Origin of the sequence: Pseudomonas sp. BIGb0558 (assembly GCF_024807515.1) — a bacterium.
GTDB classification, from domain to species: Bacteria; Pseudomonadota; Gammaproteobacteria; order Pseudomonadales; family Pseudomonadaceae; genus Aquipseudomonas; species Aquipseudomonas yamanorum_A.
In genome coordinates this window covers 135,009-160,212 of the sequence record NZ_JANUEW010000006.1, presented here as the reverse complement: position 1 = coordinate 160,212, position 25,204 = coordinate 135,009, and the positions used below count along the sequence as shown (strand labels likewise).

Below are 25,204 nucleotides of genomic sequence, written 5' to 3'. Positions count from 1 at the left end.
CTCAAAGTCGTTGTAGCCGGTGATCTTGCAGAGAATAGCCCTGTTCGCGGTAGAAGCGGAAACTCTCCCGCGCGGCCTGACGAATAGCCGGATCTTCCACCACCACTTCCGCCACACGGGCGAAGCCTTTGGCGAAGGCCGGTACTTTCAGGTCGAGGTTGACCAGCAGGTCGGTGTGATCGCCACAGCTGTCGCCCAAACCCAACACCACCAGGCCTTGCGGCTCTGATTCGGCGGGGCCGTGGGGCACGAAGCTTTCGCCCTTGAAGCGCCACAGGCGGGCGTCGAGGTCGTCACGCTGGGCGGCGTCGCTGCAATGCAGGTAGATGCGATGGCCCATGCGCCAGGCTTTTTCGGTGAGCTTGCAGGCAAAGTCCAGACGCGCGGAAGGATCGGCGCTGGGCAATATATAGAAGTCGACTTGGGTCATTGGGGGGCCTGCATGTGTAAATACTGTCTGATCGACCCTCACGAAAACCCCGTAGCAGCTGTCGAGCTTCAGCGAGGCTGCGTTGCGGTGTATCAGGTACACCGCTGACGCAGCCTCGCTGAAGCTCGACAGCTGCTACGGGTCGGGACGGCGTTGGAATCGCCGCCCCGGGATCGTCATTTTCAGGCTTTGGCGCGGTCCAGCAGGTACTGGGTCAGCAACGGAACCGGACGGCCAGTGGCGCCCTTGTCCTTGCCGCCGCTGGTCCAGGCAGTGCCGGCGATGTCCAGGTGGGCCCAGTTGAAGTTCTTGGCAAAACGCGACAGGAAGCAGGCTGCGGTGATGGTGCCGGCTTTCGGGCCGCCAATGTTGGCGATGTCGGCGAACGGGCTGTCCAGCTGTTCCTGGTACTCGTCGAACAACGGCAGTTGCCAGGCGCGGTCATCAGCCGCCTTGCCGGCGCTGAGCAGTTGGCCGATCAGTTCGTCGTTGTTGCCCAAAAGGCCTGAAGTGTGGGCGCCCAAGGCAACCACGCAGGCACCGGTCAGGGTGGCGATGTCGATCACGGCTTGCGGCTTGAAGCGTTCGGCGTAGGTCAGGGCGTCGCACAGCACCAGGCGGCCTTCGGCGTCGGTGTTGAGGATTTCGACGGTCTGGCCGCTGAGGGTGGTGACGATGTCGCCCGGACGGGTCGCGCCGCCGCTCGGCATGTTCTCGGCACACGCCAGGATGCACACCAGGTTGATCGGCAGCTTGAGTTCCAGCACGGCACGCAGGGTGCCGAACACGCTGGCGGCGCCGCCCATGTCGTACTTCATCTCGTCCATGCCCAGGCCCGGCTTGAGGCTGATGCCGCCGGTGTCGAAGGTGATGCCTTTGCCGACCAGGGCAAATGGCTTCTCGGACTTCTTGCCGCCGTTGTATTGCATCACGATCAGGCGTGGCGGCTGGTCGCTGCCCTGGCCCACGGCATAGAACGAGCCCATGCCCAGTTCCTTGATCTTCTTCTCATCTAGGACTTCGACTTTCAGGCCCTTGAATTCCTTGCCCAGCGCCTTGGCTTGCTCGCCCAGGTAGGTGGGGTGGCAGATGTTCGGTGGCAGGTTGCCCAGGTCACGGGTGAACGCCATGCCGCCGGCAATGGCCTGGGCGTGGGTCACGGCGCGTTCGACTTCAGCCTGGGCGGCCTTGATGGTCAGCAGGGTGACTTTCTTCAGGGCGCGGGGTTCGGCTTTGGTGCTCTTGAACTGGTCGAAGACGTATTCGCCATCCAGCAGGCTTTCGGCCAGCAGACGGGTCTTGCCGTAGCTGTCGCGGCCCTTGACCACGATTTCGTCCAGCGCCAGGGCTGCGTCGGTACCGCCCAGGCCCTTGAGGGTGTTGAGGATGCCGGTGATGATCTTGCGGAACGGACGGTCGCCCAGTTCGGCGTCCTTGCCCACGCCCACCAGCAATACGCGGTCGGCTTTAAGGTTCGGCAGGCTTTGCAGCAGCAGGCTCTGGCCCACTTTGCCGGCTAGGTCACCGCGCTTGAGGACCGCGCTGATGGCGCCGCCGCTCAGTTCGTCCAGTTGCTTGGCGGCAACGCCCAGCTTGCGGCCTTCGCCGACAGCGACCACGAGGGTGGCGGTTTTCAACGTTTCGGGGCTAACGCTTTTTACAACCAGTTCCATTTTCGGGTCCCTTATAAAGGTCAGTGAGCCAGGAGTCTGTACTCCGGCTTGTAAGCTTGGCAGCCTGTAGGCCGCCCGCGACAAAGGCCGCAGTTTGAACCTCGCCGGCCGAGCCTGACAACCCTTGCGGGCAGCTTTGTGCACGCGTATGAGCAAGCTCCGTGACAGGTGCGGTCAATCACAGGATAATGCGCCATCTTTTTAGCCGGCCTGCAGCAATGGGTCGACTCGCTATGCTTGCTTGTTTGGCCGCCTTAGCCTGACAACCCTGGAGTGTCTGGTTTGATCGTCTTCCGTTATCTGTCCCGCGAAGTCCTGTTGACCCTGAGTGCCGTGAGTGCGGTATTGCTGGTCATCATCATGAGTGGTCGTTTCGTCAAATACCTCGCCCAGGCTGCCTCGGGCGCCCTGGATCCGGGCTCGCTGTTCCTGATCATGGGCTTTCGCCTGCCAGGCTTTTTGCAGCTGATCCTGCCATTGGGCCTGTTTCTCGGGATTCTGCTGGCTTATGGCCGCTTGTACCTCGAAAGCGAAATGACCGTGCTGTCGGCCACCGGCATGAGCCAGCAACGCCTGCTGGCCATGACCATGGTCCCGGCCACCGGCATCGCGCTGGTCGTGGCCTGGCTGAGCCTGAGCCTGGCGCCCCAGGGAGCCTTGCAGTTCCAGCTGGTGCTCAACAAACAGGACGCCATGACCGAATTCGACACCCTGGAGCCGGGCCGCTTCCAGGCGCTCAACGACGGCACTCGGGTGACTTATACCGAACAACTGTCGGATGACCGTGCCAACCTGGGCGGTGTGTTCATCTCCCAGAAAAACCTCGGCCAGAACCAGAAAGACCGTGGCATTTCGATCCTGGTGGCCGACAAGGGGCGCCAGGAAGTGCGCCCGGACGGCAGCCGCTACCTGATTCTGGAGGACGGCTATCGCTATGACGGCAGCCCCGGCCAGGCCGATTACCGTGCGATCAAGTACGACACATACGGCGTGATGCTGGCCCGGCCGGATGTCAGCGACGAGGTCACCGACCGTGACGCCATCCCGACGCCAGACCTGCTCGGCAGCAAGGAACTGCGCTCGATCGCCGAGCTGCAATGGCGGATTTCCCTGCCGCTGCTGGTGTTTATCGTGACCTTGATGGCTGTGCCGCTGTCCCGGGTCAACCCGCGCCAGGGCCGTTTCCTCAAGCTGTTGCCGGCGATCCTGCTTTATATGGCCTACCTGACCATCCTGATTTCCGCCCGCGGCTCCCTGGAGAAGGGCAAGCTGTCGCCGACCCTCGGGTTGTGGTGGGTCCACGGGATTTTCCTGGCGATTGGCCTGGGCCTGCTTTATTGGGAACCGTTGCGCTTGAAGATGCAGAGTCGTCGCAGCATGAAGGAGCTGGCTCGTGGTTAAGCTCGACCGCTACATTGGTAGCAGCGTCCTGGTCGCAATCCTTGCGGTACTGGGCATTATTCTGGGTTTGGCCTCGTTGTTCGCCTTCATTGATGAAGTGGGCAATGTCAGCGACACCTACACCGTGACCAACGTCCTGAGCTATGTGGCGCTGACCGCGCCCCGTCGCCTCTACGACATGATGCCGATGGCCGCCCTGATCGGCTGCCTGATCGGCCTGGGCAGCCTGGCCAGCAACAGCGAACTGACCATCATGCGTGCGGCGGGTGTTTCCATCGGCCGAATCGTATGGGCGGTCATGAAGCCTATGCTGTTGCTGATGGTAGTCAGCGTGCTGATCGGCGAATACGTAGCGCCTCCGGCCGAATCCACGGCCCAGGCCAATCGTGCCCTGGCCCAGGGCTCGGGTGATGCGCAGAGCTCCAAGCACGGCTTGTGGCACCGCCAGGGTGAGGAATTCATCCACATCAACGCCGTGCAACCGGGCGGCCTGTTGATCGGTGTCACGCGCTATCACTTCGATAAAGAACGTCACCTGTTGTCGTCCAGCTTCGCCAAACGTGCGCAGTACGCCGACGAAAAGTGGCAACTGAGCGAAGTAAGCACCACCTACTTCCGTGACATCGGCAAAGGCGCGGCGTCGAGCACCGAAGTGATCAATGTGCCGACGGAACAGTGGGATATTTCCCTCAAGCCAGAATTGCTGAACACCGTGGTGATGATCCCGGAAAGCCTGCCTATCTCCGGTTTGTGGGGTTACATCCACTACCTCAAGGACCAGGGCTTGAACAATGGCCGCTACTGGCTGGCGTTTTGGGTCAAGGTGTTGCAGCCGGTGGTGACCGCCGCGCTGGTGCTGATGGCGATCTCGTTCATCTTCGGCCCGCTGCGCTCGGTAACCCTGGGCCAGCGCGTGTTTACTGGCGTATTGGTGGGCTTCACCTTCCGTATTGCCCAGGACCTGCTGGGGCCATCCAGCCTGGTATTCGGCTTCTCGCCGCTGTTTGCGGTGCTGGTGCCGACCGCTATCTGCGCCGTGGCCGGCTTCTGGCTGTTGCGTCGGGCCGGTTGAACCCGCGCTTATGAACAAAAAATGCCCCGCTCGAACGATCGGGGCATTTTTGTTCTTGGTCACCATGGATGACGTCTGGTCTGCGCATCAGGTACAATTCCCGGCTATTTTTCAGCGGGCAGTCTGCCTGCAGCCTTTTTGAGTGTTGATCCGTGAGTGATTTGAGTCATATCCGCAATTTCTCCATCATCGCCCACATTGACCATGGCAAGTCGACGCTGGCCGATCGATTCATCCAGATGTGCGGCGGCCTTGCCGAGCGTGAAATGGAAGCCCAGGTGCTGGACTCCATGGACCTCGAGCGCGAGCGCGGGATCACCATCAAGGCCCACAGCGTTACTCTGTATTACACCGCCAAAGACGGTATCAAGTACCAGCTCAACTTCATTGACACCCCGGGCCACGTCGACTTCACCTATGAAGTCAGCCGTTCGCTTGCGGCCTGTGAAGGTGCGTTGCTGGTAGTGGACGCGGGCCAGGGCGTTGAAGCCCAGTCCGTCGCCAACTGCTACACCGCCATCGAGCAAGGCCTGGAAGTGATGCCGGTGCTGAACAAGATCGACCTGCCGCAGGCCGATCCGGACCGCGTCAAGGAAGAGATCGAGAAGATCATCGGCATTGACGCCACCGACGCCGTCGAGTGCAGCGCCAAGACCGGCCTGGGCGTCGACGAAGTGCTCGAGCGCCTGGTCAAGACCATTCCAGCCCCCACCGGCAACTACGAAGATCCGCTGCAAGCGTTGATCATCGACTCCTGGTTCGACAACTACCTGGGCGTTGTGTCCCTGGTACGCGTGCGCCACGGCCGTGTGAAGAAGGGCGACAAGATCCTGGTCAAATCCACCGGCAAGATCCACCTGGTGGACAGCGTCGGTGTGTTCAACCCCAAGCACACCGCAACCGTTGATCTGAAAGCCGGTGAAGTGGGCTTCATCATCGCCGGTATCAAGGACATCCACGGTGCACCGGTGGGTGACACCCTGACCTTGAGTTCCACCCCTGACGTCGACGTGCTGCCGGGCTTCAAACGCATCCAGCCGCAGGTTTACGCCGGCCTGTTCCCGGTCAGCTCCGACGACTTCGAGGATTTCCGCGAAGCCCTGCAGAAGCTGACCCTCAACGACTCGTCGTTGCAGTACACCCCGGAAAGCTCCGACGCCCTGGGCTTCGGCTTCCGCTGTGGTTTCCTGGGCATGTTGCACATGGAAATCATCCAGGAGCGCCTCGAGCGCGAATACGACCTGGACCTGATCACCACCGCGCCGACGGTTATTTTTGAGCTGGCGCTGAAAACCGGTGAAACGATTTACGTCGACAACCCGTCCAAGCTCCCGGATCTGTCTTCCATCGAAGACATGCGCGAACCGATCGTGCGGGCCAATATTCTTGTGCCGCAAGAGCACCTGGGCAACGTCATTACCCTGTGTATCGAAAAGCGTGGCGTACAGCACGACATGCTGTTCCTCGGTACCCAGGTGCAAGTGACCTACGATTTGCCGATGAACGAAGTGGTCCTGGACTTCTTCGACCGTCTCAAATCCACCAGCCGCGGCTATGCTTCGCTGGATTACCATTTTGACCGTTACCAATCAGCTAATCTGGTGAAGCTGGATGTGCTGATCAACGGCGACAAGGTAGATGCCCTGGCGCTGATCGTGCACAAGGACAACGCGCACTACAAAGGTCGCCAGTTGACCGAAAAGATGAAAGAACTGATTCCGCGCCAGATGTTCGACGTCGCGATCCAGGCCGCCATTGGCGGGCAGATCATTGCACGGACCTCCGTCAAGGCACTCAGAAAGAACGTACTGGCCAAATGCTATGGCGGCGACGTCAGCCGTAAGCGCAAGCTGCTCGAGAAGCAAAAGGCCGGTAAAAAACGCATGAAGCAAGTGGGCAACGTGGAAATTCCACAAGAAGCCTTCCTTGCGGTGCTCAGGTTGGATAGTTAGGTCCTATGTCACTAAATTTCCCGCTGTTGCTGGTCATCGCCGTTGCCGTTTGCGGTCTATTGGCGTTGCTCGATCTGGTGTTCTTCGCCCCGCGTCGCCGGGCAGCCATCGCGTCCTATCAGGGCAGCGTCAGCCAGCCCGATGTGGCGGTGGTCGAGAAACTGAACAAAGAGCCGATGCTGGTTGAATACGGCAAGTCGTTCTTCCCGGTGTTGTTCATCGTGCTGGTGCTGCGTTCGTTTCTGGTGGAACCGTTTCAGATCCCTTCGGGCTCGATGAAACCTACCCTGGACGTGGGCGACTTCATCCTGGTGAACAAGTTTTCCTACGGGATTCGCTTGCCGGTGATCGACAAGAAGGTGATCGAGGTCGGTGACCCGCAGCGCGGCGATGTGATGGTGTTTCGCTACCCAAGCGACCCGAACGTCAACTACATCAAGCGTGTAGTGGGCCTGCCGGGCGACGTGATTCGCTACACCAGCGACAAGCGCCTGTTCGTCAATGGCGAGTCGGTGGCAGAAAAACTGATCGGTTCCGAGCCGAACACCCTGGGCAGCGCCGAGCTGTACCAGGAGAAGCTCGGGGCGGTAGAGCACGAAATCCGCAAGGAAATGAGCCGCTACCGTTCGCCGCCTGACAACCAGTGGACAGTGCCTGCCGGGCACTACTTCATGATGGGCGACAACCGCGACAACTCCAATGACAGCCGTTACTGGGATGACCCCAATATTCCCAAGGACCTGCTGGGCATGGTCCCCGACCAGAATATCGTCGGCAAGGCCTTTGCGGTCTGGATGAGTTGGCCGGAACCCAAGCTCAGCCACCTGCCGAACTTCTCGCGGGTCGGGCTGATCAAGTAATCCATGCGGCGCTGTGAACACAGCGCCGAATGCTTTTCTGGGGCTTGGACAAAGTCCGGCTCCATGCAGCAACCACCAGGATTTGAATTTGAACACAGCGTTAATCGTCGCAGGCCACCGGTGCCTCGAACTGAATGTGGGTAAACCGTGAGCGTTTCTCTAAGCCGTCTCGAGCGTCAGCTCGGCTACACCTTCAAGGATCAGGAATTGATGATCCTTGCCCTTACACACCGCAGTTTTGCCGGGCGTAACAACGAGCGCCTGGAATTCCTCGGTGATGCCATCCTCAATTTCGTTGCCGGTGAAGCCCTGTTCAATCGCTTCCCGCTGGCCCGCGAAGGCCAGTTGTCGCGCTTGCGTGCGCGCCTGGTGAAAGGTGAGACCCTGGCCGTACTGGCCCGTGGTTTCGACTTGGGTGATTACCTGCGCCTGGGCTCCGGCGAGTTGAAGAGTGGCGGTTTCCGTCGCGAGTCGATCCTGGCCGACGCCCTTGAAGCGCTGATTGGCGCGATCTACCTCGATGCGGGCATGGAAGCGGCCAAAGAGCGCGTCGTCGCCTGGCTTTCCACCGAGATCGAAAGCCTGACGCTGGTTGACACCAACAAAGATCCCAAGACCCGCCTGCAGGAATTCCTGCAGTCCCGTGGTTGCGACCTGCCGCGTTACGAAGTGGTGGATATCCAGGGTGAGCCGCATTGCCGAGTCTTCTTCGTCGAATGTGAAATCACCTTACTGAATGAAAAAAGCCGAGGTCAGGGTGTGAGCCGTCGTATTGCCGAACAGGTAGCGGCCGCTGCAGCACTGATTGCCCTGGGCGTGGAGAATGGCCATGACTGATTCAACCGCAACGCGCTGTGGCTATGTTGCCATCGTCGGCCGTCCCAACGTGGGCAAGTCCACGTTGCTGAACCACATCCTGGGACAGAAGCTGGCGATCACCTCGCGCAAGCCTCAGACCACCCGCCACAACATGCTGGGCATCAAGACCGAAGGCGCCGTTCAGGCTGTCTACGTCGACACCCCGGGCATGCACAAAGGCGGCGAAAAGGCCCTTAACCGCTACATGAACAAAACCGCTTCGGCGGCGTTGAAAGACGTCGACGTGGTGATCTTCGTGGTCGACCGCACCAAGTGGACCGACGAAGACCAGATGGTTCTGGAGCGTGTGCAGTACGTCACCGGCCCATTGATCGTCGCGTTGAACAAGACCGACCGTATCGAAGACAAAGCCGAGCTGATGCCGCACCTGAGCTGGCTGCAGGAACAACTGCCGAACGCCCAGATCATGCCGATCTCGGCCCAGCACGGGCACAACCTCGAAGCCCTGGAGCGTGTGATCGCCGGCTACCTGCCGGAGAACGAGCACTTCTTCCCGGAAGACCAGATCACCGACCGCAGCAGCCGTTTCCTCGCCGCCGAACTGGTACGCGAGAAAATCATGCGCCAGATGGGTGCCGAGCTGCCGTACCAGATCACCGTCGAAATCGAAGAGTTCAAGCAGCAGGGCAAGACCCTGCATATCCATGCGCTGATCCTGGTTGAGCGTGACGGCCAGAAGAAAATCATCATTGGTGACAAGGGCGAGCGCATCAAGCGCATCGGCACCGAAGCGCGCAAGGACATGGAATTGCTGTTTGATTCCAAGATCATGCTCAACCTGTGGGTGAAGGTTAAGGGTGGTTGGTCCGATGATGAGCGTGCGTTGCGTTCGTTGGGTTACGGCGACCTGTAAGCCCCGGCCGGATTTGTGGAAGAGGGGCTTGTTGTGGCGAGGGGGCTTGCTCCCGCTGGGGCGCGAAGCGTCCCCAATCCAGTGGCCTGGGCCCATCAGCTAAAACGCGGTGCCCGGTTTTAGGGCTGCTTCGCAGCCCAGCGGGAGCAAGCTCCCTCGCCACAGCAAGCTCCCTCGCCACAAATGCGCTTTGTCACATTGGCTTCTCTTTAGAGACTCTTACTCCCATGTCTCAAACCCCACCCACCGGCCAACCCGCCTACGTCTTGCACAGCCGCGCCTACCGCGAGACCAGCGCCCTGGTGGACTTCCTCACGCCCCAAGGCCGCCTGCGCGCAGTATTGCGCAGCGCACGCGGCAAGGCCGGCACCCTGGCCCGCCCCTTTGTGGCCCTGGAAGTGGAGTTTCGTGGACGTGGTGAGCTGAAGAACGTCGGCCGCATGGAAGCCGCCGGCGCCTCCAACTGGCTCAACGGTGAGGCGCTGTTCAGCGGCCTCTACCTCAACGAATTGCTGATTCGCCTGCTCCCCGCCGAAGACCCGCACCCCGGCGTCTTCGATCACTACGCCGCCACCTTGCTCGCCCTCGCCGAAGGCCGCCCCCTGGAACCGCTGCTGCGCGCGTTCGAATGGCGCCTGCTGGACGATCTCGGCTACGGCTTCGAATTGAGCAACGACTTGCACGGCGACCCCATCGCCGCCGACGGCATGTACCGCCTGCAAGTCGACGCGGGCCTGGAGCGCGTCTACCTGCTGCAACCCGGTCTGTTCCAGGGCACCGAGCTGCTGGCCATGAGCGAAGCCGACTGGACCGCCCCCGGCGCGTTGTCTGCTGCCAAGCGGCTGATGCGCCAGGCACTGGCCGTGCATTTGGGCGGACGGCCATTGGTCAGCCGCGAGTTGTTTCGAAAGCCCTGACATCCCCGTGTATGCTGTGCAGCGATTCCTTCCCTCTTCAGGAGCGCTTTTCGTGACCACCAGCAATCGCATTCTTCTCGGCGTGAACATCGACCACGTAGCCACCCTGCGCCAGGCCCGGGGCACCCGTTACCCGGACCCGGTCAAGGCCGCGCTGGACGCCGAAGAAGCGGGCGCCGACGGCATCACCGTGCACCTGCGCGAAGACCGCCGCCACATCCAGGAGCGCGACGTGTTGCTGCTCAAGGACGTGCTGCAAACCCGCATGAACTTCGAAATGGGCGTCACCGAAGAGATGATGGCGTTCGCCGAGCGCATCCGCCCGGCGCATATCTGCCTGGTGCCGGAAACCCGCCAGGAACTGACCACCGAAGGCGGCCTCGATGTGGCCGGCCAGGAAGCGCGGATCAAGGCGGCCGTGGAGCGTCTGTCGAAGATCGGCAGTGAAGTCTCGCTGTTCATCGACGCCGACGAGCGCCAGATCGAAGCTTCGCGCCGTGTGGGTGCCCCGGCCATCGAACTGCACACCGGCCGTTACGCCGACGCGACCACGCCGACCGAAGTCGCCGACGAATTGCAGCGCATCATCGACGGCGTCAACTGCGGCCTGGCCGAAGGCCTGATCGTCAACGCCGGCCACGGCCTGCACTATCACAACGTCGAAGCGGTGGCCGCGATCAAGGGCATCAACGAGCTGAACATCGGCCACGCGCTGGTGGCTCATGCGCTGTTCGTCGGGTTCAAAGGTGCGGTCGCCGAGATGAAAGCCTTGATTCTGGCCGCCGCCAAGGCCTGAAATAACAACGATCCAATGTGTGACTTGTGTGGGAGCCGGGCTTGCCCGCGATGGCATCACCTCGGTATTTCAGTTGCACCGAGGTGATGCCATCGCAGGCAAGCCAGCTCCCACACTAAGGCCGCTCCCACATGTGGCAATGCGAACCCTTACTGTTTAGGTGATGCCGGTGTATGGTATCTGCCCTTTGCGGGGCTCGGACCCGCTGCAGATACGTGAGGTTGTTGTGTCCCAATCGTTTTCCCGTCGACAAATCCTGGGTGGTCTTGCCGGTCTCGCGGTGGTGGGCGTCGGTGCCGGTGGCGCCTACCGCTATTGGCTGGGTAAAGTCGCCGAGGCCGAGGCGGGGCACGATTACCAGTTGATCGCCGCACCGCTGGACGTGGAACTGGTGCCGGGGCACAAGACCCAAGCCTGGGCCTTCGGCCCGTCGGCGCCGGGCACTGAATTGCGGGTGCGTCAGGGTGAATGGCTGCGGGTGCGGTTTATCAACCACTTGCCGGTTGCCACCACCATCCACTGGCACGGCATTCGCCTGCCGCTGGAAATGGACGGCGTGCCCTACGTCTCGCAACTGCCGGTACTGCCGGGCGAATACTTCGACTACAAATTCCGCGTGCCCGATGCCGGCAGCTACTGGTATCACCCTCATGTGAACAGCAGCGAAGAGCTGGGCCGTGGCCTGGTGGGCCCGCTGATCATCGAAGAACGCGAACCCACCGGTTTCAAACACGAACGCACCCTGAGCCTGAAAAGCTGGCACGTGGACGAAGAAGGCGCCTTTGTCGCCTTCAGCATTCCCCGCGAAGCAGCCCGGGGCGGCACTGCCGGACGCCTGTCGACCATCAACGGCGTATCCCAGGCGGTGATCGATTTGCCGGCCGGGCAGCTCACCCGGGTGCGCCTGCTCAACCTCGATAACACCCTGACCTACCGCATCAACATCCCCGACGTTGAAGCGCAGATCTATGCCCTGGACGGCAACCCCATCGAGCCGCGCCCGTTGGGCAAGGAATACTGGCTGGGCCCGGGCATGCGCATTTGCCTGGCGATCAAGGCGCCGCCTGCCGGTGAAGAATTGTCGATCCGCAACGGCCCGGTGCGCCTGGGTACCTTCCGCTCGGTGGCCAGCACCGACACGGCGACCGAATGGCCACCCGCGCTGCCGGCCAACCCGATTGCCGAGCCGGACCTGGCCAATGCCGAGAAACTCAACTTCAATTTCGAATGGGTTGGATCGGTCTCGGTGAACGTGGACAATAAGCCGCCGAGCCTGTGGCAAATCAACGGCCAGGCCTGGGACATCACCGACAAGACCTGCGCCGACCGCCCGATTGCCAAGCTTGCAAAGGGCAAGAGCTACATATTCGAATTGAAGAACATGACCCAGTACCAACACCCGATCCACCTGCACGGCATGAGTTTCAAGGTCATCGCCTCGAACCGCCACAAGGTGATTCCGTACTTCACCGACACCTACCTGCTGGGCAAGAACGAACGTGCCCGCGTGGCGCTGGTGGCGGATAACCCGGGTGTCTGGATGTTCCACTGCCATGTGATCGACCACATGGAAACCGGCCTGATGGCCGCCATCGAGGTGGCGTGATGCGCCAGTTTCGCCCCACGGCGATTATCGATCGCAGCCGCGACCAGGACTTCATGCGTGAAGCGCTGGCCCTGGCGGCCCAAGGCGCGGCGCTGGGTGAAGTGCCGGTGGGCGCGGTGCTGGTGCAGGATGGCGAGATTATCGGGCGGGGTTTCAACTGCCCCATCAGCGGCAACGATCCGAGTGCGCATGCAGAGATGGTCGCGATTCGCGCGGCCGCCCAGGCGGTGAGCAATTACCGGCTGCCGGGCAGTACGCTGTATGTAACGCTGGAACCGTGCAGCATGTGCGCCGGGCTGATCGTGCATTCTCGGATTGCCCGGGTGGTGTACGGCGCGCTGGAGCCAAAGGCCGGGATCGTGCAAAGCCAGGGGCAGTTTTTTACCCAGGGTTTTCTCAATCATCGGGTGCTGTATGAAGGCGGGGTGTTGGCCGAAGAGTGCGGGACGGTGTTGAGTGAGTTCTTCAAGGCTCGCCGCGCCAAGCCAACACTCTAATCAACCCTGAAGATTCAATGTGGTAACCCGATCAATGTGGGAGCTGGCTTGCCTGCGATGCAGGCACCTCGGTGTATCAGCCGAACCGAGGTGATGGGATCGCAGGCAAGCCAGCTCCCACATTTGATCTCCATTTTTCCAGGGAGATTTGTGGGTTACTTCCTGGCGACGATGACGGCCCGCATCGGCGCCGGCAGCCCTTCAACGGTCTTGCTGTGATCCTCAGGGTCCAGGAAATCGCTCAGGGACTGGTACTTCATCCACTCCGTCCCGCGCTGTTCCTCAATGGTGGTCACGCTCACATCCACGCAACGCACATCACTGAAGCCGGCGCGGCGCAGCCACAGCATCAGCGCCGGCACCGACGGCAGGAACCACACGTTGCGCATCTGCGCGTAGCGATCTTCCGGCACCAGCACTTGCTGCTGATCGCCTTCAACCACCAACGTCTCCAGCACCAGTTCACCGCCCTTGACCAGGCAATCCTTCAGCGCCAGCAAATGCTCGATCGGCGAACGGCGGTGGTAGAACACGCCCATGGAAAACACGGTGTCGAAGCCTTCCATATTCGGCGGCAGGTCTTCAAACGGGAACGGCAGGTGCCAGGCCTTAGGCGTCGACAGGTAGCGCTGCACCGCCTGGAACTGGCAGAAGAACAGCCAGTTCGGGTCGACGCCAATCACGCTGTCTGCCCCGGCGCCGAGCATGCGCCACATGTAATAGCCGTTGCCGCAGCCCACATCGAGGATGCGCTTGCCCTTGAGGTCCAGGTGCGGCGCGACCCGCGACCATTTCCAGTCCGAGCGCCATTCGGTGTCTACATGCACGCCGAACAGGTCGAACGGGCCCTTGCGCCACGGGCACAGGCCCATCAGCGCGGTGCGCATTTGCGCGCGGGTTTCGTCGTCGCAATCGGTGTCGAGCACCAGGCCGTTCAGCAGGTCGATTTCACTGGGCATGATCTTCGGCAGCGCATCCAGCGCACTTTGCCAGCGCTCCAGGTCGCCGTGACCCTTTTCCATCTTCGCATCGAGTTGCGCTTGCAGGCCCTGGGCCCATACGGCCAGGGGAGTGCCGACCAGATGGCGGGCGAGGGGAGACAGATCAATCATGGCAAGGCAATCAACGAGGCAAAGTTAAGACACTGGAACCACGGCACGACTTTCGAGAACCCGGCCGCCAGCAGGCGTTCGCGGTGTTCTTCGAGGCTGTCGGGCTTCATGACGTTTTCGATGGCGCTGCGTTTCTGGGCGATTTCCAGTTCGCTGTAGCCGTTGGCGCGTTTGAAGGCGATGTGCAAATCAGTGAGCAGCGCGTGTTCTTGCGAATCATTGAAGCGCAGCTTTTCCGAAAGGATCAGCGCGCCGCCCGGCAGCAGCGACTGGCGAATGCGCGAGAGCAAGGCCAGGCGCTGTTGGGGTGCGATAAATTGCAGGGTGAAGTTCAGCGCCACCACCGAAGCCGGCTGGAATTGCAGCGCGAGGATATCGCCCTCGATCACTTCCACCGGCAGCAACTCCTGGAACATCGAGTCCTGGCCGTTGAGGTATTCGCGGCAACGCTCGACCATCGCCGCCGAGTTATCCACAGCGATTACCCGGCAGCCGTCGGTGCGCACGTGACGGCGCAGGGCCTGGGTCACGGCGCCGAGGGACGAGCCGAGGTCGTAGAGCACGCTATTGGGTTGGGCAAACTGCGCCGCGAGCACGCCGAGGTTTTCGACGATGGTCGGGTAACCGGGCACCGAGCGCTTGATCATGTCCGGGAAAACCCGCACCACGTCTTCGTTGAAGGCGAAGTCCGGCACCTGGGGCAGGGGCTGGGCGAATAGGCGATCGGGTTCTTTGCTCACGGCTGTTCCGGCGACGAAGGGGGAAAGCCCGGCATTTTAGCCAACTTGCTCCTCGGATGCGCGGGTTGTCTGATGGAACGCCGACGCGGTAATGCCCCACTGCCCCAGCCAATAGCTGACGATCAGTAAATACGGCGCGGCCTCAAACGCCACCACAAACCGATTGATGCCGATCAGCGTGTCGGAAAACACGAACGACGCCGCGCCTGCCGCCGCCAGGTACGCCGAGCGCTTGGGCACGCCGCTGCCCAATCGCGCCAGCGCTCGCCACAACATCGCGCTGATCACCAGCGCATAAACCACCACCGGCACCAGCAACGGGCCCAGGCCGTGGGAAATCAGAATGCTCAGCAAGATCGCGCCCACTACCAGCGCCAATACCAGCGGCAAGATCGCCGGGCGACGGCAGTCGCTCAAGTAGGCTTTCAGGTATGCCAGGTGCGCGAATAAAAACGCACCCAGGCCGAAGATGAACAAATCGCCGGGCCAGGCCAGCAGCACATCGCCCACCAGGGAAAAAATCAGCCCCAGGCTGATCCAGCGTCGATAGTCGGTGGGCGGCGCATCATGCAGCCAGCCCAACAGCGCCAGCACCGGCAACGGCTTTACCAACAGGCAGAGCAGGGTGGCGTGGGTGCTCAGGCCGTAGATAAAGGTTACCGCCCCCATCAACGCAAGGATCATCCATGGCATATCAGTTCACCGTAATGGCGCAGTCGAAGGTTTCGGCCGGTTCAGCTTCCGGCTCCCAGGGCTGTTGTGAGGTGAGGCGCAAACGGCCCTGGCCCGCATTGAAGGCCTGGAAGCGCCAGGTGGATTGACCGCCACTGCCGATCACGCCGGTGTCTTCGGTGTTGCTGTAGACCTCGGGGCTCAGGCTGCGCAGCACGCCGCCGGCCGAGTCCTGGATGGCCCAGCGGTAACCGGTGGTGGGGTTGCTGGGCAGGGTCAGGATCAGGTTTTGCCCGGTCTTGAGTTGCAGCGGGCAAGCGCTCTGTTTTTCCACGGTGACGTTTTGCTTCGGCGCACTGGCACAGGCGGCGAGCAGGCAAAGGCTCAGGGGGAGAAGCAGGCGGGCAGCGGTCATGGGGGCTCCGTTGTTTGGCGACGAAGGGCGAGCATAACCGAAGATGAGACAAGGTGTGACAAGCGAGGAAGTTGTGTTGATAGGGCTGGCGCTATCGCGGGCAAGCCCGCTCCCACATTTGACCGCGTTGTCATTAACAACACCGATCCCTGTGGGAGCCGGGCTTGCCCGCTATGGCGCCAGCTCAGGCACTACATAATTATCAGAACAACACCTTCGCCACATCCGCAAAGCGTTTGGCAAAGTGCACCGTCATGCCTTCCTTCAGGTACTCCGGCAATTCCTCAAAACTCCCGCGATTAGGCTCCGGCAAAATCAGCTCGTGAATCTTCTGGCGCCGCGCCGCAATCACTTTCTCGCGCACCCCGCCAATCGGCAGCACATGCCCGGTCAACGTCAGTTCACCGGTCATGGCCACGCCTTTTTTCGGCGGCTGGTTACGTGCCAGCGACAGCAATGCACTGGCCATGGTCACCCCGGCGCTCGGGCCGTCTTTGGGTGTGGCGCCTTCCGGCACGTGCAGGTGCACGAAGGCTTCGTCGAAGAATTTCGGGTCACCGCCAAACGATTTCAGATTCGAGCTGATGTAGCTGTAGGCAATCTCGGCCGATTCCTTCATCACATCACCCAATTGCCCGGTGAGCTTGAAGCCACGGTTGAGCGTGTGAATGCGCGTCGCCTCGATCGGCAAGGTCGCGCCGCCCATGCTGGTCCAGGCAAGGCCGGTGATCACACCGGTGCCCGACAGTACCTGCTCGTTACGGAACACCGGCATGCCCAGTGAAGCTTCCAGGTCCTTGTTGCCGATCTTGATCACCGAGTCCGGCTCATCCAGCAGCTTGACCACCGCCTTGCGCACCAGTTTGCCCAGCTGTTTTTCCAGCTGGCGCACACCGGCTTCCCGGGCGTAGCCATCGATCAGGGCGCGCAGGGCGCCGTCGCTGATGGACAGGCTGTTTTTCGACACACCGGCTTTTTCCAACTGCTTGGGCCACAGGTGGCGCTTGGCAATCGCGACTTTTTCTTCGGTGATATAGCCCGACAGGCGAATCACTTCCATCCGGTCCAGCAGCGGGCCGGGGATTGAATCCAGGGTGTTGGCGGTGCACACGAACAGCACTTTGGACAGGTCCAGGCGCAGGTCCAGGTAGTGGTCGAGGAATTCGACGTTCTGTTCCGGGTCCAGGGTTTCGAGCAGGGCCGAAGCCGGGTCGCCCTGGTAGCTCTGGCCCATCTTGTCGATCTCGTCGAGCATGATCACCGGGTTCATCACTTCCACATCTTTAAGCGCTTGCACCAGCTTGCCCGGCATGGCGCCGATGTAGGTGCGGCGATGGCCCTTGATCTCGGCTTCGTCACGCATGCCGCCGACACTGAAGCGGTAGAACGGCCGACCGAGGGACTCGGCAATCGACTTGCCCACGCTGGTCTTGCCCACGCCCGGCGGGCCTACCAGCAACACGATGGAGCCGGCGACTTCGCCTTTGTAGGCGCCCACTGCGAGGAATTCGAGGATGCGGCTCTTGATGTCGTCCAGGCCGGCGTGGTGTTTGTCGAGCACTTTGCGGGCGTGCTTGAGGTCGAGTTTGTCCTCGCCATACACGCCCCATGGCACCGAGGTGGCCCAGTCCAGGTAGTTGCGGGTGACCGCGTACTCCGGCGAACCGGTTTCCAGGATCGACAGCTTGTTCATTTCTTCGGTGATGCGTTTCTGCGCCTGGGTCGGCAGTACCTTGTCCACCAGGCGTTGTTCGAACTGTTCGACGTCGGCGCTGCGATCGTCCTTGGTCAGCCCCAGCTCTTGCTGGATGACCTTGAGCTGTTCCTTGAGGAAGAACTCGCGCTGGTGCTCGCCGATCTTGCGGTTCACTTCGGCGGAGATTTCTTTTTGCAGGCGCGCGACTTCGACTTCCTTGCGCAGCATCGGCAGGACTTTTTCCATGCGCTTGAGCATGGGTACACAGTCGAGCACTTGCTGCAGCTCGGTGCCGGTGGCCGAGGTGAGGGCGGCGGCGAAGTCGGTCAGCGGCGACGGGTCGTTGGGGCTGAAGCGGTTGAGGTAGTTCTTCAGCTCTTCGCTGTACAGCGGGTTGAGCGGCAGCAGTTCCTTGATCGCATTGATCAGCGCCATGCCGTAGGCCTTGACCTCGTCGGTCGGCTGGGTCGGCTGGTGTGGGTATTCGACTTCCACCAGGTACGGTGGGCGGTGGTGCTTGAGCCAGGTCTTGATCCGCACGCGGGTCAGGCCCTGGGCGACGAATTGCAGTTTGCCGTTTTCACGGCTGGCGTGGTGCACCTTCACCAGGGTGCCGTACAGCGGCAGGCTGGAGGTGTCGAAATGGCGCGGGTCTTCAGGCGGGGTTTCCATGAAGAACAGGGCAAGGGAGTGGTGCTCGGATTTGCTCACCAGTTCCAGGGTTTCGGCCCACGGCTCTTCATTGACGATTACCGGCAACACCTGCGCCGGGAAGAACGGCCGGTTGTGGATCGGGATGATGTAGACCTTGTCGGGCAGGTTTTGCCCCGGCAGCGCCAAGCCTGTGTTGGCGGAAGTGTGTTCAGCGTTTTCCGGATCGGCGTAGTCGTCGAGGTCGATGTCCGGGAATTCTTGCTGGTCGCTCATGGGGCACCTGCATAAGGAAGTATGCAGGTTAGATGGGGCGGGTCGGCAGTGGTTTCAATGGGCGAGGGTAGTTAGCAACAAATTGCATGAATTCAGCTGAGTTTGTGCAGGTAGGCCGGTAAAGGCTGCTCAGGCAGCACCGACAGCACCTTCAACCGTTGCAACATCCGCTGCCGGGCCCGTTGCAGGTGCTCGCGCAGGTTCAGCGCGGCGGCGTCGAAGGCGCCGTGCAGCAGCAACTCCAGGATCAGCCGGTGCTCGGCCAGCATCGCCGGGTCGGCGCCGATACCCAGCAGCCGGTAGAAAATCCGGCTGATGATCATCGGGCTCTGCCCCTGGCGGATCAGCGCGGCGATCTTGCGGTTTTGCAGGCCCGCGAGGCAGTGCTGGTGCAGGTCTTCCTCGATCTGCTCGATCTCCTCCAGGCTGCAATGGGCGCTGTCCTGTGCATCTAGCACCCGTTGCAGCATGGCTTGCAGCAGGTCGCGATCGAGGTTCGGCGCGCTCTGGCGCAGGGCTTCGGGCTCCAGGCAGGCGCGCAGTTCGTAGTCTTCGGTGACTTCCCGGGCGGTCAGCGGCCCGGCCAGCCATTGGGAATAGGGTTCCTTTTCCACCAGGCCACGGTCTCGCAGGCGCATCAGCGCTTCACGCACCACCGCGCGGCTGACGTTGTAGTGCTCGGCGGCAGCCTGTTCGTCGAGGCGGTAATGGCCGAAGGCGATGCAGGTAGACAGTGCTGCGCCGATCTCCTCGACGATGCGCTCCCCCAGCGGCCGGGTGTCCACCAGTTCATCCTCACCGTTGAGGCCCAGGTGCGCGTGGCTCAGGGGCAGGCGTAGCGGCTCCATGTCCAGGCCATCGGGATTGATCAGGTAACCCCGGCCATCGAAGCGGCAAATCAGCCCTTCGTCATGCAACAGGTTCAGGGCCTTGCGCACCGGTACCCGACTGGTGCCGAACAGCTCGGCCAGCGGCGCTTCCAGCAACACCAGGCCATGGCGGGCGGTGCCGTGGGTAATGGCATCGCGCAAAACCTGGTGAATCATCGCGTAACGGGAAGCCGAGGCTGACACTGCTTTCATCGGGTTCTCTGGAGCAAACGGGTCGGTGGCCGGGGATTCTCTCATAGTTGCGCCTGTCACTCTGCGCCACGTCGGTGGCACTTTTTTGGGGCCTTCAGGGAGTGAATGTTACTTTTCTGCACCAAAATGTACTTATTAATAAAAGATACATTATTTCATTGTGGACGAACGCCAAGCATCAACGGCTATTTCTTTTGATGTTAAAAACCTATCTATCCCGTGGGTCTGATCCAAAGTGCCGGATCCGCCAAACACTCTTCCCACAAGACTGGCACGAAAGCTGCCTTTGTAAAATGTACATTTTATTAATATGTACGTTTTTAAAGGTCATTCCCATGTCAGACGCCACTTCACTGGCCGAGGATTTCGCCAGCGGTCGCAGCGACCCGGTGCAGGCCCTTGAGCAGGCTCTTGTTCAAGCGAGCATGGTTCCCAGCGTATTCATTTCCCTGACCGCCGAGCGCGCCCGGCGTGAGGCCGAAGCGTCCGCTGCCCGTTGGCGTGCCGGTCAGCCTTTGAGTGTGTTCGATGGCGTGCCCCTGGCCTGGAAAGATTTGTTCGACGTGGCCGGCAGCATCACCACGGCGGGTGCCGCCTATCGCGGCAACGCGCCGGCCGCATTGCTGGATGCGCCGAGTGTTGGCCTGTTGTGCCGCGCCGGCATGGTCAGCGTGGGCAAGACCAACCTCAGCGAGCTGGCGTATTCGGGCCTCGGCCTGAACCCGCATTTCGGCACGCCGCACAACCCGAGCAGTATCGATCAGCCACGGATTCCCGGCGGCTCATCCTCGGGCTCGGCGGTCGCCGTGGCTGCCGGTATCGTGCCCATCGCCATGGGCACCGACACGGCCGGCTCCATCCGCATTCCCGCCGCGTTGAATGGCGTGGTCGGTTATCGCAGCAGTTGCCGGCGCTACAGCCGCGACGGCGTATTCCCGCTGGCCCATACCCTCGACAGCCTCGGCCCGCTGACCCGCAGCGTGCGCGATGCACTGGCCATCGATGACCTGCTCAATGGTCGCGACCAGCGCCAGCCACGCCAGGCCCGCAGCCTCCATGGCCAGCGTTTTTGGGTTGAACAGAGTGTGCTGCAAGACGCCCGGGTCGAGCCCGCGGTGCGCGACAACCTGCAGCGTTGTGTCGACCAATTAAAAGCCGCAGGCGCACTGATTGACGTGCGCCCGTCGAAGACCTTCCAGGGCACCCTCGACCTGATCCAGCATCAGGGCTGGCTCGGCTCTTTCGAAGCGTTTGCACTCCACGAATCCCTGCTCGACAGCCCCGACGCCGAGCAACTCGACCCCCGCGTACGCCGTCGACTTGAAGCCGCCCGCACACTGCCGGCCAGCCAACTGCTGGCGCTGTACGACGCCCGCCGCCGCCTGCAACAGCAGCTTGTGGACGAGCTCGACGGCGCGATCCTCATCACCCCCACCGTGGCCCACGTAGCCCCGGCCCTGGCGCCACTGGAAGCCGACGATCAACTGTTCGTCAGCACCAACCTCGCCACCCTGCGCCTGACCATGCCCGGCAGCCTGCTGGACATGCCTGGCGTCAGCCTGCCCAGCGGCCGCGATGCCCTGGGCCTGCCTACCGGTCTGCTGCTCAGCGCCCCCAGCGGTGAAGACGCGCGCCTGCTTCGGGCTGCCCTGTCGGTTGAAACAGCCCTCACTTTTTAAGGAGACACATCATGGCTAAAGACATTCTCTGTGCATTTGGCGTCGACGTTGACGCGGTCGCCGGCTGGCTCGGTTCCTATGGCGGCGAAGACTCCCCGGACGACATTTCCCGTGGCCTGTTCGCCGGTGAAATCGGTGCGCCGCGCCTGTTGAAACTGTTCGAACGCTACGGCCTGCGCACCACCTGGTTTATTCCCGGGCACTCGATGGAAACCTTCCCCGAGCAGATGAAGGCCGTGGCCGATGCCGGCCACGAAATCGGCGTGCACGGCTACAGCCACGAAAACCCTATCGCGATGACCGCCGAGCAGGAAGAAATCGTCCTCGACAAGTCCATCGAACTGATCACCCAGGTCACCGGCAAACGCCCCACCGGCTACGTCGCGCCCTGGTGGGAATTCAGCAAGGTCACCAACGAACTGCTGCTGAAAAAAGGCATCAAGTACGACCACAGCCTGATGCACAACGACTTCCACCCGTACTACGTGCGCAAGGGCGACACCTGGACCAAGATCGACTACAGCCAGCACCCCGACACCTGGATGAAACCCCTGGTGCGCGGCGAAGAAACCGACCTGGTGGAGATCCCGGCCAACTGGTACCTCGACGACCTGCCGCCGATGATGTTCATCAAGAAAGCCCCCAACAGCCACGGCTTCGTCAACCCGCGTCACCTGGAAGAAATGTGGCGCGACCAGTTCGACTGGGTCTACCGCGAGCACGAACACGCAGTGTTCACCATGACCATCCACCCCGACGTGTCCGGCCGCCCGCAAGTGCTGCTGATGCTTGAGCGCCTGATCGAACACATCCAGAGCCATGCCGGCGTGCGCTTCGTCACCTTCGACGAAATCGCCGATGACTTTATCCGCCGCCAACCGCGTACCTGATACCTGTAACCAACCCCTGGCCAACCTCCCGAGGCGCGATTCATGTCTATCTACAACAAGCTTGATCTGACTGGCTGGAAACCCCGGCAACTGACGCCCAAGGAAGTGCGTTTCGCCACCTGGATCGCGTTTTTCGCCTGGGTGTTTGCGGTGTATGACTTCATCCTGTTCGGCACCCTGCTGCCGGAAATCGGGCGGCACTTTAACTGGGGTGAAGTGGAGCAAGCGGAGATTGCGACATGGGTGGCGGTCGGCACCGCCGTGGTAGCGCTGGCCATCGGTCCGATCGTGGACAAGCTGGGTCGGCGCAAGGGGATTATTTTCACCGTGGCCGGTTCAGCGATCTGCTCGGCGCTGACCGCCATTGGCGGCGCGTGGGGCAAGTCGTCGCTGATTCTGATCCGTTCGCTGGGCGGCCTGGGTTATGCCGAGGAAACCGTCAACGCAACCTATCTGAGCGAGCTGTACGCCGCGTCCGATGATCCGAAACTGGCCAAGCGCCGTGGCTTTATCTACAGCCTGGTGCAGGGCGGCTGGCCGGTGGGCGCGTTGATCGCGGCCGGGTTGACCGCGCTGTTGTTGCCGGTGATCGGCTGGCAGGGCTGTTTCGTGTTTGCGGCGATCCCGGCGATTGTCATCGCGGTGATGGCGCGCAAGCTCAAGGAGAGCCCGCAGTTCCAGATTCACCAGCGCATCAGCGAGCTGCGTAAAAGCGGCGCGGTGAAAGAAGCGCAAAACGTCGCCGTGACCTACGGCGTGGACTATGACGAACACAGCAAGGCCGGCCTCAAGGCTGCATTCCGTGGCCCGGCCCGTCGTGCAACATTGGTGATCGGCGCCGCGCTGTTGCTCAACTGGGCGGCCATCCAGGTGTTCAGCGTGCTGGGCACATCGGTGATCGTCAGCGTGCACCACATCTCGTTCGAGAACTCGCTGATCATCCTCGTGCTGTCGAACCTGGTGGGTTACTGCGGCTACCTCAGCCACGGCTGGATGGGCGACAAGATCGGCCGCCGCAACGTGATCGGCCTGGGCTGGATGCTCGGCGGGCTGTCGTTTGCCGGGATGCTGTTTGGCCCGAGCAACATGGCGATGGTGGTCGGGCTGTACAGCCTGGGCCTGTTCTTCCTGATCGGGCCGTACTCGGCGGCGCTGTTTTTCATCAGTGAAAGTTTTCCCACCAGCATCCGTGCCACCGGTGGCGCGATCATTCATGCGATGGGGCCGATTGGTGCGGTGGTCGCCGGGTTTGGCGCGACCCAGGTGCTGTCTGCCGGCAGCGACTGGCAGACCGCTGCCCTGTGGTTCGGCGCGCTGCCGTGCTTCCTGTCCGGCGCATTGATGTTTGCCGCACGCCATGTGCGTCCGGAAACTGTCCAGTAAGGAGTTGATGTGATGAGTCGTAAAGTTGCCTTGATTACCGGTGCCGCCAGCGGCATCGGCCAGGCCCTCGCGGTGGCGTATGCCCGCAGCGGCGTGGCGGTGGTGGGCGGGTATTACCCGGCCGATCCTCACGACCCGCATCACACCGTCGCGCTGGTGGAAGAGGCCGGTGGTGAATGCCTGATGTTGCCGCTGGACGTGGGTGACACCGCGTCGGTGGACAACCTGGCGGCCCAGGCGATCCAGCATTTTGGTCGCCTCGATTACGCGGTGGCCAACGCTGGGTTGTTAAGGCGTGCACCGTTGCTGGAGATGACCGACGAACTGTGGAACGAGATGCTCAACGTCGACCTGACCGGGGTGATGCGCACCTTCCGGGCGGCGACCCGGCACATGCATGAAGGCGGGGCGTTGGTGGCGATTTCGTCGATTGCCGGTGGCGTGTATGGCTGGCAGGAGCACGCACATTACGCGGCGGCCAAGGCCGGTGTGCCGGGGTTGTGCCGGTCGCTGGCGGTGGAGTTGGCGCCGCTGGGGATACGCTGCAATGCGGTGATTCCTGGGTTGATCGAGACGCCGCAGTCGCTGGACGCGAAGAACTCCCTGGGGCCGGAAGGGCTGGCGAAAGCCGCGCGGGCGATCCCGCTGGGCCGGGTCGGGCGGGCGGATGAAGTGGCGTCCCTGGTGCGGTTTTTGACCAGCGAGGAATCGAGCTACCTGACCGGGCAAAGCATCGTGATTGATGGTGGGCTGACCGTGCGCTGGCCGGATTGATGCGGTTTTAAGCCTGATGCAATCAAGTGTGGGAGCTGGCTTGCCTGCGATACAGACAACTCGGTCCTTCAGATGCACCGAGGTGACGCCATCGCAGGCAAGCCAGCTCCCACAGGTAACACTCGACCCGTGGAGGAATAACAATGCCCCAACTCGCTAACCGCCGCGCCGTGATCACCGGAGCCGGCAGCGGCATCGGCGCCGCCATCGCCCGCGCCTACGCCGTCGAAGGCGCGCGCCTGCTATTGGCCGACCGCGACGCCGCAACCCTCGCCGAAACCGCGATCACCTGCCGCAACCTCGGCGCCGAAGTCCTCGAATGCGTGGCCGACGTCGGCACCGTCGACGGCGCCCAGGCCAGCGTCGATGCCTGCGTTGCCCACTACGGCGGCATCGACATTCTGGTCAACAACGCCGGCATGCTGACCCAGGCCCGTTGCGTCGACCTGACCATCGACCTGTGGAACGACATGCTGCGCGTCGATCTCACCAGCGTCTTCGTCGCCAGCCAGCGAGCGTTGCCCCACATGATCGCCCAGCGCTGGGGCCGGATCATCAACGTCGCCTCGCAGCTGGGGATCAAGGGCGGCGCCGAGCTGACGCACTATGCTGCGGCCAAGGCCGGCGTCATTGGTTTCACAAAGTCCCTGGCGCTGGAGGTAGCCAAGGACAATGTGTTGGTCAACGCCATCGCACCCGGGCCGATTGAGACACCGTTGGTAGGCGGCATCAGCGACACCTGGAAACGCGCCAAGGCCGCCGAGTTGCCCCTGGGCCGTTTCGGCCTGGCGGACGAAGTGGCGCCCACCGCCGTGCTGCTGGCCAGTGAGCCCGGCGGCAATCTGTTCGTGGGCCAGACGCTGGGCCCGAATTCCGGCGATGTCATGCCATGAGCGGG

Annotated in this window: 23 protein-coding genes; 15 read left to right on the top strand and 8 right to left on the bottom strand. The window is 61.9% G+C overall.

Annotated features, from left to right (window positions below):
* Window position 1: 1 nt before the first annotated feature.
* On the bottom strand, window positions 2-430 hold the full coding sequence (locus M2400_RS11120; protein WP_177047192.1) for a DNA polymerase III subunit chi: 429 nt from the start codon (window positions 428-430) through the stop codon (window positions 2-4).
* Between the two features lie 182 nt (window positions 431-612).
* On the bottom strand, window positions 613-2,103 hold the full coding sequence (locus M2400_RS11115; RefSeq protein WP_259196222.1) for a leucyl aminopeptidase: 1,491 nt from the start codon (window positions 2,101-2,103) through the stop codon (window positions 613-615).
* Between the two features lie 282 nt (window positions 2,104-2,385).
* Between M2400_RS11115 and lptF the strand changes: the two genes are divergently transcribed.
* The 10 genes from lptF (at window position 2,386) to tadA (ending at window position 12,936) form a co-directional block, all read left to right on the top strand.
* The gene (gene lptF / locus M2400_RS11110) at window positions 2,386-3,504 is read left to right on the top strand and encodes an LPS export ABC transporter permease LptF (RefSeq protein ID WP_177047188.1); all 1,119 of its coding nucleotides are present in this window, start codon (window positions 2,386-2,388) and stop codon (window positions 3,502-3,504) included.
* Window positions 3,497-4,576, top strand: a complete 1,080-nt coding sequence (lptG, locus tag M2400_RS11105; protein ID WP_177047186.1) for an LPS export ABC transporter permease LptG — start codon at window positions 3,497-3,499, stop codon at window positions 4,574-4,576. The genes lptF and lptG overlap by 8 nt, the downstream gene beginning before the upstream one ends.
* A gap of 152 nt (window positions 4,577-4,728) precedes the next feature.
* On the top strand, window positions 4,729-6,528 hold the full coding sequence (lepA, locus tag M2400_RS11100) for a translation elongation factor 4 (protein WP_169378422.1): 1,800 nt from the start codon (window positions 4,729-4,731) through the stop codon (window positions 6,526-6,528).
* Between the two features lie 5 nt (window positions 6,529-6,533).
* Window positions 6,534-7,388 (top strand): signal peptidase I, encoded by an 855-nt coding sequence (lepB, locus tag M2400_RS11095; RefSeq protein WP_177047184.1) that lies wholly within the window; start codon window positions 6,534-6,536, stop codon window positions 7,386-7,388.
* A 147-nt stretch (window positions 7,389-7,535) separates the two neighbouring features.
* Window positions 7,536-8,225, top strand: coding sequence for a ribonuclease III (rnc, locus tag M2400_RS11090; RefSeq protein ID WP_003210434.1), 690 nt, complete (start codon window positions 7,536-7,538; stop codon window positions 8,223-8,225).
* Window positions 8,218-9,120: a GTPase Era gene (gene era, locus M2400_RS11085; RefSeq protein ID WP_003210432.1), complete on the top strand. Its 903-nt coding sequence runs from the start codon at window positions 8,218-8,220 to the stop codon at window positions 9,118-9,120. Before rnc ends, era begins: the two co-directional genes overlap by 8 nt.
* A gap of 227 nt (window positions 9,121-9,347) precedes the next feature.
* Window positions 9,348-10,037, top strand: a complete 690-nt coding sequence (gene recO / locus M2400_RS11080) for a DNA repair protein RecO (protein ID WP_093201548.1) — start codon at window positions 9,348-9,350, stop codon at window positions 10,035-10,037.
* Between the two features lie 52 nt (window positions 10,038-10,089).
* Complete coding sequence (pdxJ, locus tag M2400_RS11075) at window positions 10,090-10,833, top strand: pyridoxine 5'-phosphate synthase (protein WP_177047182.1); 744 nt, start codon at window positions 10,090-10,092, stop codon at window positions 10,831-10,833.
* 226 nt (window positions 10,834-11,059) lie between these two features.
* Window positions 11,060-12,439, top strand: a complete 1,380-nt coding sequence (locus M2400_RS11070) for a multicopper oxidase family protein (protein WP_259196229.1) — start codon at window positions 11,060-11,062, stop codon at window positions 12,437-12,439.
* The gene (tadA, locus tag M2400_RS11065) at window positions 12,439-12,936 is read left to right on the top strand and encodes a tRNA adenosine(34) deaminase TadA (RefSeq protein ID WP_177121259.1); all 498 of its coding nucleotides are present in this window, start codon (window positions 12,439-12,441) and stop codon (window positions 12,934-12,936) included. The genes M2400_RS11070 and tadA overlap by 1 nt, the downstream gene beginning before the upstream one ends.
* Before the next feature lie 155 nt (window positions 12,937-13,091).
* Here tadA and cmoB read toward each other — a convergent pair whose 3' ends face one another.
* The 6 genes from cmoB to M2400_RS11035 all read right to left on the bottom strand — a co-directional run bounded on the left by cmoB (window position 13,092) and on the right by M2400_RS11035 (window position 19,580).
* Window positions 13,092-14,048, bottom strand: a complete 957-nt coding sequence (cmoB, locus tag M2400_RS11060) for a tRNA 5-methoxyuridine(34)/uridine 5-oxyacetic acid(34) synthase CmoB (RefSeq protein ID WP_177129192.1) — start codon at window positions 14,046-14,048, stop codon at window positions 13,092-13,094.
* Window positions 14,045-14,788 carry a carboxy-S-adenosyl-L-methionine synthase CmoA gene (gene cmoA / locus M2400_RS11055; RefSeq protein ID WP_259196236.1) on the bottom strand — a complete coding sequence of 248 codons (744 nt, stop codon included), beginning with the start codon at window positions 14,786-14,788 and terminating at the stop codon, window positions 14,045-14,047. The genes cmoB and cmoA overlap by 4 nt, the downstream gene beginning before the upstream one ends.
* Before the next feature lie 36 nt (window positions 14,789-14,824).
* The gene (locus tag M2400_RS11050; protein WP_177075390.1) at window positions 14,825-15,481 is read right to left on the bottom strand and encodes a lysoplasmalogenase; all 657 of its coding nucleotides are present in this window, start codon (window positions 15,479-15,481) and stop codon (window positions 14,825-14,827) included.
* Between the two features lies 1 nt (window position 15,482).
* Window positions 15,483-15,875 carry a protease inhibitor I42 family protein gene (locus M2400_RS11045; RefSeq protein WP_177047170.1) on the bottom strand — a complete coding sequence of 131 codons (393 nt, stop codon included), beginning with the start codon at window positions 15,873-15,875 and terminating at the stop codon, window positions 15,483-15,485.
* A gap of 202 nt (window positions 15,876-16,077) precedes the next feature.
* A complete protein-coding gene (lon, locus tag M2400_RS11040; RefSeq protein ID WP_010176923.1) occupies window positions 16,078-18,498 on the bottom strand; it encodes an endopeptidase La in 2,421 nt (806 codons plus the stop codon).
* A gap of 92 nt (window positions 18,499-18,590) precedes the next feature.
* Window positions 18,591-19,580, bottom strand: coding sequence for a GntR family transcriptional regulator (locus M2400_RS11035; RefSeq protein ID WP_177047273.1), 990 nt, complete (start codon window positions 19,578-19,580; stop codon window positions 18,591-18,593).
* Window positions 19,581-19,915: 335 nt separating this feature from the next.
* Between M2400_RS11035 and M2400_RS11030 the strand changes: the two genes are divergently transcribed.
* The 5 genes from M2400_RS11030 (at window position 19,916) to M2400_RS11010 (ending at window position 25,199) form a co-directional block, all read left to right on the top strand.
* Window positions 19,916-21,259: an amidase gene (locus M2400_RS11030; protein WP_259196239.1), complete on the top strand. Its 1,344-nt coding sequence runs from the start codon at window positions 19,916-19,918 to the stop codon at window positions 21,257-21,259.
* Window positions 21,260-21,270: 11 nt separating this feature from the next.
* Window positions 21,271-22,149 carry a polysaccharide deacetylase gene (locus M2400_RS11025; protein WP_003210406.1) on the top strand — a complete coding sequence of 293 codons (879 nt, stop codon included), beginning with the start codon at window positions 21,271-21,273 and terminating at the stop codon, window positions 22,147-22,149.
* 42 nt (window positions 22,150-22,191) lie between these two features.
* The gene (locus M2400_RS11020; protein WP_177047167.1) at window positions 22,192-23,532 is read left to right on the top strand and encodes an MFS transporter; all 1,341 of its coding nucleotides are present in this window, start codon (window positions 22,192-22,194) and stop codon (window positions 23,530-23,532) included.
* Window positions 23,533-23,544: 12 nt separating this feature from the next.
* Window positions 23,545-24,306, top strand: coding sequence for an SDR family NAD(P)-dependent oxidoreductase (locus tag M2400_RS11015; protein ID WP_088424088.1), 762 nt, complete (start codon window positions 23,545-23,547; stop codon window positions 24,304-24,306).
* A gap of 143 nt (window positions 24,307-24,449) precedes the next feature.
* Window positions 24,450-25,199, top strand: a complete 750-nt coding sequence (locus M2400_RS11010; protein WP_177114849.1) for an SDR family NAD(P)-dependent oxidoreductase — start codon at window positions 24,450-24,452, stop codon at window positions 25,197-25,199.
* The last annotated feature ends 5 nt before the right edge of the window (window positions 25,200-25,204 follow it).

Excerpts from the sequence above, each read along its gene's own strand:
- M2400_RS11030 (WP_259196239.1), top strand. The coding sequence starts at position 19,916 with ATGTCAGACGCCACTTCACTGGCCGAGGATTTCGCCAGCGGTCGCAGC.
- M2400_RS11120 (WP_177047192.1), bottom strand. The coding sequence starts at position 430 with ATGACCCAAGTCGACTTCTATATATTGCCCAGCGCCGATCCTTCCGCG.
- M2400_RS11045 (WP_177047170.1), bottom strand. The coding sequence starts at position 15,875 with ATGACCGCTGCCCGCCTGCTTCTCCCCCTGAGCCTTTGCCTGCTCGCC.
- M2400_RS11015 (WP_088424088.1), top strand. The coding sequence starts at position 23,545 with ATGAGTCGTAAAGTTGCCTTGATTACCGGTGCCGCCAGCGGCATCGGC.
- M2400_RS11035 (WP_177047273.1), bottom strand. The coding sequence starts at position 19,580 with ATGAAAGCAGTGTCAGCCTCGGCTTCCCGTTACGCGATGATTCACCAG.
- era (WP_003210432.1), top strand. The coding sequence starts at position 8,218 with ATGACTGATTCAACCGCAACGCGCTGTGGCTATGTTGCCATCGTCGGC.
- tadA (WP_177121259.1), top strand. The coding sequence starts at position 12,439 with ATGCGCCAGTTTCGCCCCACGGCGATTATCGATCGCAGCCGCGACCAG.
- M2400_RS11115 (WP_259196222.1), bottom strand. The coding sequence starts at position 2,103 with ATGGAACTGGTTGTAAAAAGCGTTAGCCCCGAAACGTTGAAAACCGCC.
- M2400_RS11025 (WP_003210406.1), top strand. The coding sequence starts at position 21,271 with ATGGCTAAAGACATTCTCTGTGCATTTGGCGTCGACGTTGACGCGGTC.
- M2400_RS11020 (WP_177047167.1), top strand. The coding sequence starts at position 22,192 with ATGTCTATCTACAACAAGCTTGATCTGACTGGCTGGAAACCCCGGCAA.
- recO (WP_093201548.1), top strand. The coding sequence starts at position 9,348 with ATGTCTCAAACCCCACCCACCGGCCAACCCGCCTACGTCTTGCACAGC.
- M2400_RS11010 (WP_177114849.1), top strand. The coding sequence starts at position 24,450 with ATGCCCCAACTCGCTAACCGCCGCGCCGTGATCACCGGAGCCGGCAGC.
- M2400_RS11050 (WP_177075390.1), bottom strand. The coding sequence starts at position 15,481 with ATGCCATGGATGATCCTTGCGTTGATGGGGGCGGTAACCTTTATCTAC.
- lon (WP_010176923.1), bottom strand. The coding sequence starts at position 18,498 with ATGAGCGACCAGCAAGAATTCCCGGACATCGACCTCGACGACTACGCC.
- lepB (WP_177047184.1), top strand. The coding sequence starts at position 6,534 with ATGTCACTAAATTTCCCGCTGTTGCTGGTCATCGCCGTTGCCGTTTGC.
- cmoB (WP_177129192.1), bottom strand. The coding sequence starts at position 14,048 with ATGATTGATCTGTCTCCCCTCGCCCGCCATCTGGTCGGCACTCCCCTG.